This is a genomic window from Solwaraspora sp. WMMB335, from assembly GCF_049179075.1.
Lineage (GTDB): Bacteria > Actinomycetota > Actinomycetes > Mycobacteriales > Micromonosporaceae > Micromonospora_E.
Genome location: NZ_JBMHMF010000001.1, coordinates 680,138 through 692,957 on the forward strand (window position 1 = coordinate 680,138; position 12,820 = coordinate 692,957).

Below are 12,820 nucleotides of genomic sequence, written 5' to 3' on the forward strand. Positions count from 1 at the left end.
TCACGGCAGGGCGTCCGTCCGGTCGTCATTCGGGTCGGCGGTCTCGTTGCTGCCCGGGTCAACGATTTCGTCGATCACCGGCTCCGGATCAGCGGCCTCGATGTTGTTCTCACGATCCGACTCGGCCGCGCCAAGGCGATCGGTGACGTCGTACCATCGCGCCTCGCCGTTGGTGAAGGCGGCGACGAGGATCACGCGGTCGTCGGTGCGCCATGAGGTCATCGCGGCCACGCTGGCCGGTCCGAGCAGTGTCAGGATTGTGTCGGCACGCGCTGGATCCCACAGTCGGATCGTTGCGTCCTCGCCGCCGGAGGCGAGCAGATCCGCCGACCCGTCGGGCTGGGAGATCGGTGTCAGTGACCGCACCGCGCCGGTGTGGGTGCGTAGCGGTGGCTGGATCGTCACGCCGGTGCGGGGGTTCCACAGAAGTATCGTGCCTGTGCTGTCCGCGGAGGCCAGTATGGGGCCCTGCGGTCGGCTCAGCGAGGTCAGCGCCGTCACCGCGTCGACGTGGGTCCACCCCTGTTCCGGCGCGGTGGTGTCCGTCCACGCCGCCACGATCGCGGTGAGTCGGCCGATCTCCCGGCTGGTCCAGGCGCCGTCGGTCAGGCTCCACAGTCGGATGCTGCCGTGGCTGTCGGCGGAAGCCAGCAGTGGTGGCTCCGCCGGCCCGGTCATCGAGGCCAGGGCGGTCACGGCGGCGGTGTGACCGGTCAGTACGGCGTGGCGCAACAGCACGGTGCCACCCCACGGCCACCGTTGGCGCGCCGACTCGGGCCGCGGCTGCCACAACCGCACCGTACCGTCGCCGCCGGCGGAGGCGAGCAGCGGCTGTCCGCCCGCGCCTGCGGTGGGCGCCAACGCGCTCACCCCGCCGTCGTGGGCGGCCACCGGCCGGCCGATCCGGTCGCCGGTCGACGGATCCCAGATGCTGACCCGCCCGTCCGGGCCGCCGGCCGCGAGTAGTGGCGGTCCCGCCGGCCGTGGCAGCGCCACCAGTAGCTGTGTGCCGGTGCCGTGCCCGGAGGCCATCGGTTCCGGCGCGGCGGCCGGTTCCGGGTCGGGCGCGGCCAGCAGGTCGACGCGGCTATCGGCCGTGTCGGTGTCCGGTGGTGGATTCCAGGTGCTGAGGTGGAGTGTGCCGTCGTGGCTGCCGAGGGCGAGTGTCGTCTCCCCGTCGGGGCCGGACACCGTGGTCAGCGACGACACGTCGGCCGCCGTGGACAGTCCGGTCAGCGCGGCGGGTAGGACGCCGCCGGAGGGAGGCCGGTGCAACCAGTCGGCCCACGGTGGATCGAGGGTGACGTCGAGCAGGCGCACAAACCCGTCGCTGTGGAAGGGGTGTGAGTCGGCCACCACGCTGCGGGTCGGGTGCAGGTAGACCCAGAGTCGACCGTTGGTCGGCCAGTCGTCGTCGGCTCGGATCGGGACGCCGCCGACGGTGGTGTCCCGATCCGGGCTCAGCGCGCTGGCGTCCACCTGCACCGCGGCTGCCTCGGGATGTGGTGCCACCTCGGGTGCGACGTCGCCGAGTTCTGCTGCGGCCTGCTCGACCGCGGTGAGCTGGTCGGCCAGCTGGGTCAGCTGGGTCGTGGAGAAGCCGGTGATCGCCGTACCGACCGTGCCGGGCGTCAACTCGCGCAAGGCCGGCTGCGTTCGCAACGGTAGCCGCGCCCGCCGGTAGGCGGCGTACCGCTGGTCGAGCCGCTCGCGCGCCACGGCGCCGGCACCGGCCTGCTCGGCCGCCGCCCGAGCGTCGATCTCCTGCTCGGCGAGAGTCACTCGGTGGTTCAGGGACCCGTGCCGTGTGGACATCCGCAGCCAGCGGTCGACCAAAGAACTGCGCAGGTTGTCGACGTCCTCCGTCGTGTCGGTGCCCTGGTCGGTGGTGGTCTGCACGGACGCGGCGTTGTCCTCGGCCGGGGTGGTCCACCCGAGGCGTTCCCGGTCCGCCAGGGCGGCGGTGTCGGTCAGGAACAGCGGCACGTAGGTGCCGCCCAGGTGGCCGACCAGTAGCAGCGGGCCGGCGGTGCCGAAGGTCAGGCCGGCCTGCCAGCGCCCGTCCCGCAGCTCTACCAGCTGGACCCGCACCTCGTAGTTGGCGGCGACGGCGTCGAGCAGGCCCGGGTCGTACGCGTCGACGCCCTGTCGGGTGCGCAGGTCCCGGACCGCCGGATGTGCCGCACCCAACGCGGCCTTCAGCGCTTCGAGCAGCTGTAGCGCCTCGACGTCGGCGTACCGCTGCGGCCGGTACGCCCGCAGCAGCTGGGCCAGCGAGTCCAGCAGGCACAGCATGCCCGCGCCGTCGCTGGTGCCCTGCCGCAACCAGGACGGCAGCCTGGTCGCCCACTGCCACCCGGGCGCGTCGGCGATCCGCAACTGCCCGTCCTGCGTGGACCACCGCTGGTCGGCCTCGGCCACCGTGGTCTCCGCATGGGTGTCCCACCGTTCGCTGAGGAACAGGAAGTGGCTGACCGCCCGGTACAGCGGTGCCGGATCGGCCGGAGCCACGGCCTGGCCGTCCGCCGTGGTATCCGGCTGTGCCACCACCGCCTGGTATGTCTGAGCCAACCGCCGGCCCAGATCCACCAGTCGCTGCACCCGGGCTCCCAGCGCCGGATGCCCCGGGCCGTCCAACAGCTCCGCCGCCCGCCGCCACCGATTGCCGAAGTCGGCCGCGTCGGCGCGGCGCGCGATCTCCCGCAGCGCCGACCGTACCCGATGCCACTGTGCCGCCTCGGAGCCGGTGGCCGGCCGCTGCGTCACCGCCGGTGTGCCGGCCGCATCCGCCGGGACGTCGGCGAACGTCGCCTCCACCGGCCACAGGTCGACCGACGACCGGTACTCCAGGACCATTGTCGACAGCCAGCCACCGGGCCAGGCGTGCACCACGAGGAACAACGGCTCGGGTACCGCCAGCTCCGGCGGCGTCAGTGCACCGTCCAGGAAGATGTCCAGCAGGTTCTGAACCGCGGTCTCCGCCGGCAGGACCCCGGTCAGGCCCGGTGCCTGCAGCACCACGACCCGCGCGTCGGCCGGGACAAGGCCCGCTGGCCCCAGATCGGGTGCGTCCCGCCGGTCGCGGTCCTCGCCCGGAAACGGCATATGCTGACGCAGCCAGAGCACCCGCTGTCCGGGTAGACCCCAGCCGGTGTCCGCCTCCACGAACACCCACCCGGTCTCGCCGAGATAGTGGTAGGCCTGCTGCCCGGGGGTGGTCCAGTCACGATCCCGGCTCAGCTGGTACGGCCCCACCCCCGAACCGGTGTCGTCCCGGATACCCTGCGGGTCGAACACCGGGAAGAACCAGATCTGGTATCCGAGCGCCCGGAACGTGCGCCGGCCGGCGAAGTCGAATTGGAACACGTGGTACCTGCTGAACCGGGACGGGTCACCGGAGAACCAGCTCACACTCATCGGCTCGGTCAGCTGCGACTCGAAGACCGCCACCGGCCCGGTGTGCCCGAACTGCATCCGCAGCGCGGCCACCGCCTGAACCGACTCCGGTGTCATCAGCTGACCCCGGTACGGGCGGAGCAGGACGCCCGCGTCCGGGTGAATCCAGACACCGCCGCCCGCACCGGTCAAGTGGGGGCGGATCAGATCCGTCACGCTGGCCGCGTCCGTACGCTGGAACCGCAGCACCATCCACCGTCGGCGGTCCGAGTGCCCCTGCCAGTCCTGCGCCCCCACCAGGTCGAGTCGGGCCTCGGCGAGCGCCTCGCCCGCGGTGTGAGTCAGCGGGGGTTCCAACGCCAGATAGGTGTTCCGTCGGTCGTCCACACCCGCCACGCCCTGGTAGAGCAGATGCGTGACCTGCTCGATCATTCGCTCCATCACGGGCCGGTAGACGCCGGTCGGCGCGTTGATGCCGACCAGTTCGGTCGTCGGCGACCACTCCGGCCCGTGCCTGCTGATGTAGGCGGCGAACTGCGCAGCCGTCACGGGAACCAGCCGGTGACCACCGGTCGTGGGCTCGGGCAGCAGGGGCGCCCCTTCCCGGCTGACGCTGAAGTACACGACCCGCCGGAGTGGCTCGGTGACGAACGCCGGTGCCCGCGGCTCGACCCGATCCCCCTCGTCGAACTGGTCCGCCTCGAAGAACTCGTTCGCCCCCCACCCGACCAGCAGGGCGCCGAACACGATCGAGGTCACCCGCCCGGCGGGTTGCCGGGTCAGCCACACCCACACCGAACTGAAGAAGCCGCCCTGATCAGAACCCTCCGGCCCGGGATCCGGCTCGGCGGCCCACTGCCGGTAGAGGGCCTCGACCGCGGCACCGAACCACACCCCGCTGGCACGCGGCGCCGCACGCTCCCCGTCGGGGGTGACACCACCGTCCCGGGTCGCCGCGGTGAGCGTGAACACCTCACCCCGACCGGTGGCGGGATCCACGTTCGCCAACCACGGCCCGCCGCCGAACCCCGGCCCCAGGACCAGTCCCGCCATCGGCGCGAGCGAGTCCTGCGACACACCGAGAACAGCGGGAAGCTCGGTCCGTCCCACGCCCACCCACAGCTGATCGCCCGAGGCCCGATCGTGTGGCCCGCCCGCCTGCGGCGCATCGGTCGGGTAGCCGAAGGCGTGGAAGTCACGGCCGGGCAGACCCCGGTCGTCGAACCGCACTCGGTGGCTGCCCCCGGCCACCTCGGCCACCTGCCGGCCCTGTCGGGGCCGCAGCGCCACCAGGCCCACGTCGAGCTGGGTCGCGCCCTGCCGGAACTCCTCCGTGACGTTCCAGCGGCGGGCCCGCCACCGGACCAGGGCACCGTCCCCCGCCGGCCCGCCATCGTCGACCCGCACACCATCGTCGACCCGCACACCATCGTCGACCGGCGCGCCGTCGACGCGGTGCTCCGGGAAGTAGACAGACACCTCCTCGGCCAGACCACCATGCGCGGCGTCGAAAAGCACCCGGCCAGCCGTCATCACCAGGTTGCCGGTGACGCTGTCCACGACCACCCCGGTGGCCCAGGCCTCCCCTCCGTCCGGGAAGCGCGCCCACACCCGCCCCACGGTCGCCCGCAACAGGCGCACGGCCGGCTCGCCGAACGAGACGAACGCGTCGCCGGTGAACGGCACCGGCAGCCGCGGTAGCGATGGCGTCACGGTCGGGTTCAGCGCCCGGTGCATCTGCCGGTGCCACAGCCACGGCGCGGGCTCGCCGGCGATCACCAGGTCACTCGCCGCGTGATAGTCGGAGCCGACGATACCGCCCGCGTCCGGGTAGGCCGCGTACAACGCCGCGAGCTCCCGCCGCAGCCTGTCCAGCTCACGGTACTGCGCACTGTTCTGGGTGTTGAGGAACCGGTTGTCGCCGGTGCCGACGGCGAGCATCAGCCGGTGCGGCGCCAGCCGCAACGCCGCCAGCCAGGCTCGGAACAGGGCCGGCAGCCCAGCGGTGCTGTCCGGTCCGAGACTCACCGTCACCCAGTCGATGTCGTACCCCGTCCGCTCCAGCAGCCGCGCGACGTTGGCCAGGCCGTCACGGCCCAGGCGCAGCGGCGGCGGGACCGACACGGCCACCACGAAGCCGCGCGGAAACGACGCCCGCAACTCGGTGACAAGGCGACGCACCAGATCCATCGACACGCCCGCCGCCAGGTTCAGGTCCACCCCGTCCAACTCGTGCCGGTACAGGAACTCCTCCAGCATCGGGTAGACCCGGTCGAAGTCGTATTCGAGCCCCATCAGGCTCACGTCGGTGGCCGCACCGACCCGGGCCAGCACCCGGGTCTCGCGCTCCCGAAGCTGCTCCAGGTCCGCCCACATCCGCTCCAGGTCTGCCGACTCCGGCGAGCGCAGGCCGACCATGATCTGTCCTTCATGGACCCCTACCGGACCCACCACCACGTCCGAAGCGGCACCCGCCACCGGCAGCGGTGACACGTACCGGTTGCCGACCTGCTGATCGAACTGGGTCAGGTAGTTCGCCACCACCCGCGGCGGCCCGGCCACCGGCGGCCCCGGCTCCACCGGCGGAGCCACCGGCGCCATCCAGCCCACCACCAACATCCCCACCAACTGCGGAAGCAACCCCGGCACGCCGCCGCGCAACCGCAGCGGCTCCATCCGCCACGACAGACCCGCGTCCGCCCGTACGAAGACCACCTCGGCGTCCCGACCCGTGACCGGATCCACCGCGACGAACCGATTCGCACCCAGATACCGACCGGTCACCTCCACCAGCCCGGTCTCTCCGGGCACCCGCGCCACGATGGTGGGTCGCAGCCGATCCACCGGCCGGCCGGGCCGCCGACTCCGGGCCGAGGCGACCAAGTCGGTCACCGCATGCCCGAACGCACCAGCCTCACCCCGGCGCAACTCACGCAACGCCGCCGCCCGCCGTGGCGGCAGGTTCGGCACCTGCCGGGAGTCGAGGAAGTTCCACCGGGCGCGCAACTGATCCGGTCTCGGCGGACCCTCACCAGCACCCACCACCAGACGGAACCACCCCTCGGCCCGGACCATCGCCGCCACCAGGTCGGCAAACAGCGCCGCAGGGTCGCCGTCGACCGGTACCAGCACCGACCACCGCGACCTGTCCAGACGCACCCGACCGTCGGTCGACACCCCCACCCGCAGCCGGGTCATTCCGACCAGATCCGCGATCCACTCCACGACCTCGACCACCTCGGCGGGACCAGCCCCCGGCCGGGACAACACCTCGGTGCCCCGCTGCAACGCCCACGCCAACCGGTCGGGCTCCACCAACCGGATCGCACCCCATGCCGTGCGGAACCCGACAGGCGATTCCATCGGCTGATCCAGGATCATCTGGTCGATTCGTCGCCCGCGCAGCGCGGTCACGCCCTCCGACAGGCGAACCGCCAGATCAGCGTCGACCGCCTCGTCGACCACCGGGACCAGGCGGATCACGACCCGGTGACCGCTGTGCTGGCCGATGGCGCGACCCAGCGCCGTGCCGAGTTGCGCCAGCAGAGCCGGGCCGGTCGGGACCGATGCGTGCGCCGGTGAGCCGGCCGGTGGAAGCGGCAGCAGATCCGCGCCGGCCCGGTAGAAGACGACCTGTTCATCGGCGGCGGACCGGGCCGGATTGGCTGCGGCGCCGCCCATCGACCAGATCCCCGCCGCCCGGTCGAGCGGCCGGAGATCACGGAGCCAGATCGACAACCACATATCGTCCAGGTCGACGATCTCGGCCAGGTCGTCCTTGTCCCGCCCGGCATCCGCGGTCAACTCCAGCAGCCGCTGCAACCGTACCGGGTCGACATCGCCGTACCAGTCGGGAGTGACGGTCCGCAGCAGCCGTGCCAGCGCGGTCTCCCCGGCGGGGAACCAGCCGTCGGCGTGGTGGGCGGCCAGCACCCGGTAGGCCGCCGCCAGCCGCTGCGGTGTCAACCCGAACACCCCGTACGCGCGAGCCGCCAGATAGCCGGCGGCGAGCAGGTTACCCCGGGTGGTCCGCTCGTCGACCCCAGTCGCCGCAGGCGCCGCCGACGCAGCCAACCGCCCGGCCAGCCGGTCCAGCGCCGCGACCACGGCGTCCGGGTCCTGCTCGGCCGCTGCGACACCAGCCGTGTCCAACAGTCCAGCCACCAGGTCGTGACCGGAAAAACCGATGTCGGGGCCGTCCGGATCCTCCGGTACGTAGCCGACCTCGTCCAGCATCGACTCCACGCCGAAGGCCGCCGTGACGATCCGACGCTCAGCCTCGCTGACCGGGTGCAGCAGGTCGTCGGCGGCCGTCGGGAGCACCACGGGGCGGGGCTCCGGCCGGTGTACCCGTACGAATCCCGATTCGGTGGTGGCGCCGACATGGCTGGCCAACGCGCGGCCGATCCACATCCCGAGCACCCACACCGCCCACGGGGTCTGCCGCGACGCCAGCCCGATCACCACCGGCGGATCGTCGTCGCGCACCACTGGTGGTTCGTCGGCGGGCCCGATCCACACCCGGCGACCGACCAGCTGCGTGTGCCAACCCGGCATCAGCTGATACCGGCCCGCGCCGACGCTTCGCAGACTGACCGGCTGAAAGTCCAGATCGGGCCGTCTCGGCTCGGTGTGCACGGTGTAGTAGCGGGCTCCTGGGCCGAGGGAGCGACGGTGATCCCCGCTGTAGGCCACGAAATGGTCGGCCACCGCCCCGGAGGGCTCCACCAGGTCGACGTCGAGCGCGAGCACCCGATCGCCGCCCAGCACCGCGGCCAGCTCCACCGCCTGTCGGGCGCTCAGCGGCGCGGCGGGCAGCAGCTCCACCATCGTTCCCGCGGGCACGTCGTCGCGCAGCCGCCGCAGTGCCTGTTCGGCCTGGCCGGCGTCGGCGACCTCGATCACCACCAGCATGCCCTCGCGGCGCGGCAACCGGATCGGCGCGGCCGTCGTCGAGGGCGACGGCCGCAGGAAGACGCCAGCAGCCCCGGCCGGCATGTGGGGGTACCTGTCCGGAGTGCCCAACGGAATGCTGTCGTACCCGTCGGTCGGGGGCAGGTGAGCGGCCGCCGTGCCCCAACGGTGTACCGACCCCGCCTCCTGAATCCACAGGCCGAGCAGGAAGGCCTGGGCCTCGTGCAACAGGCTCAGGTAGAGGGCCCGTCCCGTAGCCGCGAACGTTTCGACCTGGCTCACCGCCCGCCACACGCGTTCCCCGAGCCGACCACCGGCACGGCTGGCGTCCGCCGCCGTCAACCACCGCTGAACGCGGTCCATCAGCTTGCTCCGCCGGGCGAGAAGCTCATAGATCGCACTCTGGTCAGGGTGGTCCAGCCCATGCCGCGACAGCAGCGCCGCCACCGCCCGCTGCGCCGCGTCGAGCTGACTACCCGGCTCGTCCAGCAGTTCGCGGCGTACCTGCGGATCGTCGATCATGTCTTCCAGCACGGTCGGGTCGCCGGTCTCGATCACCCGCCACCGGGCCCGCGTCGCCTCCTGCGCGGAGTGGAGTTTTTCGTGCACCAGCGCGTCCCGCGAGACGTCCGCGTTCAGGTCGTACCGCTGCCGCAATCGCCAACGCCGAGGGCTGAAGGAGGCCGCGGCGTGATGTCCGGCGGGCATCTGCCCCACCCGCTCGTGTCCGCGTGGCCTGGGCGTGTGCAGGAGCCAACTCATCCGGCGGTCGAGGCGTCGCCAGGCGTCCAGCACGCTGCCGCTCTCATCGCTGGTGAGCCGACGGTTGTCCTGCTCCACCAACGTCGGAATCTCGTCGACCAGTTCCCGCGCCCCCAGGACCCGGTTGGTGTAGGCCAGGTGCGGCGCGCCCAACGAGTCGGTGGCGATCTGATGGACGTCACGCAGCACCGACTGCGCCGTCTCGTCGGCGGGGTCGAGGTGGACCCGCCGGGCGTCCAGGTCGACACTGGTGCCATGGTCGCCGACCACCACCGTCCATCCGGCCTCGATCAGGGCGGCCACCCGGGTGTCGAGCGGCAGCGGTGGTTGCGCACTCACCACCCGGACCGCGCGGCCCGCGGAATCCTCCTCCACCCTCGCCCGGACCCGGACAGTCTCACCGAGCACCTGGGCCTGGTAGAGATGCGAGTCGTCGATCGCGATGTCGGGTTGAACCCGCGAACCCGTGCTGACGACGTGCCAGACGAACTCCCGCGCCTTGTCCTCCGCCGATCGCAGCCCGCTCCGCCGCCCCAGCCCGTGCAGCACCTGCGCGACGTGGTCGTCACCCGCCGACGTCCAACCGACCTGCCTCGCCTGCTGGTAGAAGTAGACGCCGTCCGGGGTGGAGAACATCCCACCGCGCACCCCCGGTGCCCGTTGGCCCGACACCAGGCTCGTCAGCGTCGGCCGCGACCCGCCCGAGCCGCCACCCCGCAACCGCGGCGACGGTTCGGCGCCGGTCCCCCGCCGGCTCGGGGCCGGGACGATGTCCCGCAGCATGAACACGACCGGATCGAGCATCAGCGCGATGATCTCCCCGGACAACAGCACCCCGGTATCGACCAGCCGCAACCTCCCCTGCGATCCCGACGTCCCCCCCAGAGCAGCGACGACCGCCTCGGCCGACACACCCCGGACCGTACCGTCCCGACCGATCACCGTGCCCGACGGCGGATGCAGGAAACCATCCGCCACCACCCGCCACCCGGTACCGGGCACCTCCACCCCGTCCGGCCGCCGAACCCGCCCATCGACACTGTTCACCTCGAACGACACCACCGAGTCACCCGAGAAGAACCGCCCACCCCGCCAGTCCGCCACCGGGTCGGCGACCGGTGCCGGATCAACCACCGACTGCGGCGTGTTCGCCGCGTGCGGCTCCTGTCGGATGGCCGCCAGTTCTACCTGCAGTCGCTGTACGCTGCGGGCCTGCTCGGCCTGGTCGCCTCGCTTGTGGTCCATCTCCTCGCGGTGGCGGCGCTGCTCCTCGTATCGCGCCGCTTCTCGCCGCGTGTCGCGCTTCAGCCGCTGTTCACGTTCGGCGTCCTGCTGCTCGCGTTGTCTGCGTTGGGTCTCGTACCGTTTCTCGTCCGCCGCGGTCTCCTGGGCGCGCCGCTCGTCCAGGTCCAGGCGTCGACGCTCGTCCGGGGCAAGTTGTTCCCGGGACCACAGCGGTGTGAAGTGCAGCGCTCGGTGGAGCAGGTAGAACGTCGGACCTGTCGCACCTCTGATGGGGTGCGGTGTGATCCGTGCCGGGGTGTCGGTGCTCTGCAGGATCTGCAGCCGGAAGCCGAATGCCGTGGTGATCAGGTCGTGCAGCTGCGGATCGTAGACGTCGAGCATCCGATCGGCGGTGAGGTCGGCGCGCAGTTCGCTGTCCTGGGGCAGGGTTCCCAGCAGATACCGGTACAGCATGCTGGGGGTCATCAGCTCGTCTCGCGGGTGTTGCGGATCGCGTGTCTGGTGGTTGCGGATCAGTTGGGCCAGCGCGTCGAGCAGACACCGGTTGGCGGTCCCGGAGGCCCTGCCAACGATCAGGGTCTTCGGCAGGTCGGGCGCGGCGGTGCCCCGCCGGAGCTGGAACTCTCCGTCCTCCGCCCTCGTCCATGGTGTCTGCTGGGTGTTCCGTGTTCGGGGGCTGTCCGGTTCCCGGGTCTTGGCCGGCTCCGGCGGCAGGGTCTCTTTGCCGGTGGGGGGCAGGGACCGGTTGGGTGGCGGGGTGACCGACGGGTCGTCCGGGTGGGCGAAGATGTGTCCGTGGTGGCGGCTGAGGAACTCGGCCTCGTCGCGTGGCAGGATGCCGTACATGCGGCCGGGTACCCGTGCCTGCCGGGTGCCGTGGGTGACGAAGGTGCCGGTGAACTCGTAGACCACGAACTGGGTGTCGAACACGAAGTTCGACTCGATGTAGTCTCCGGCCGAGCTTGTCGGCTCGTGCTCGGACTTACGGTGGCCGTCGTATCCGATCCCGCCGCCGGCTGCGCCGTCCGTGCCGAAGATCCGCTGGGGATGGAAGCTGACGTCGCCCTTCCATTCGCTGGCGAGGATTTTCTTGATCTCCGGTTCGACCGCGATCTCCGGAAAGTTGAGCTCGGTGCCGTTGAACGACGCGAGCGGCCGTCCCCCGGTGACCCGGAAACCCTGCCGTAGCTCGCGGCCGTCGATCGAGGGCACCTTCAGCTTGTGCCGCAGCAGGTCGGGGCCGTTGGCACGGATGTTGGCCTTGCTCAACGCCACGGCCAGGATGTCGCCGTCGACCCGGGCCGGGTGCAGGTCCGGGGTCGACCGTGACCGCGGGTTCGACGTCGCGGCGCTTTCCGCGGCCGCCGCGACGCGTGACGCCTGCGGTGCGTCGATCATCAGGACGTAGCGGGCGAGCCGCTCGGTGAAGTCTTCGGCCGTGGTGGGCGATGTCGCCTTCTCCGGGATCTTCGGCGACGGCGAGATCGCGTCGGGTCGGGTCACCGGGTGGTCTCTGACCATGAACTGGGGCACCAGCACCCGGACCCGCCCGGCGATCTTGGGTCGCACGTCCAGCCGGGTGGCGCGGTGGTGGGGCAGCAGCGACCTCGCCGCCCGCGCCGGCGTGGTCGCCACCCGGACCGCTTCGGGCACCTCGGTGACGTCGAACAGTTCGACCCGCAGCGCCAGGTCGTGGGTGAACTCCTCCGAGCGGCCGTCGACCGGTGGTCCCTCGGTCGGCGTCTGCTTCGAGTCCCGGACCGCGACCCGGCGGATGTCCCGTTTGGTGATGGTCCGTTCGTGTTCGTGCTTCGTCAACGACTTGTGGTCGGCGCTGGCGGAGATGTCCCACCGGAAGCGGTCGTGCACGCTACGGCCGACGATCTTGACCAGATCCCACACCCACGAGGAGACCCGCTCGGTGGCGTCGGTGGCGATGTCGAACGACTGCCCGCCCGCCGTGCCCGTGGCGTCCGAGCGCCAGCGCCGGTAGGTTCCCTTCTTCCAGTCGGCGCTCACCCGGATCTTGATCTTCCGTGTGACGCCCGTCAACTCGCCGGTCGTGTTCCGCCACGGCACGGTGATCGTGTGCTCGATCGCGCCGCCTTTGAGGTTGGTCGCGGTGCGACGCAGCGCCCGGTCGGAGAACTTGTTCGTGATGCCCCGGATTGTGTCGGTCGGTACGTCGCGGTGCGCCTGGTCGAGCGCACCGTGCCGCACCAGAAGGTCCTTGATCGTCGTGACCAGCCCCGGTGCCGAGAAATCGATCGGGGTGGCGAGCGCCAGCGCGGCGTCATCGTCGACGTAGCCCGTCGTTGTCTGCTGCTGCGGGGTGGCGTCGACCGTCGGGTCGTCCGCTCGCTCACCGTCGGGCACCGTGAAGTTCAGGTCGGTCGCGGCCACGTGCGGGGCGGCCAGCAGCGCGCCTCCGCCGATCCACAGGTGGTCCTGCTCCGTCGATACCTCACCGGTGTCCTTCCACCGGTAGCTGGTCAGCTCGTAG

1 protein-coding gene (only partly in view) is annotated in these 12,820 nt (G+C 71.5%); it reads right to left on the reverse strand.

Annotated elements, in window-relative coordinates:
• Nucleotides 1-12,820, reverse strand: partial view of a hypothetical protein gene (locus ACN27F_RS02850; RefSeq protein WP_421430992.1) — the final stretch only. It continues 19,448 nt past the right edge of the window; 12,820 of the gene's 32,268 nt are visible here — the last part of the coding sequence; its start codon lies beyond the right edge, outside the window; it ends in the stop codon at nucleotides 1-3.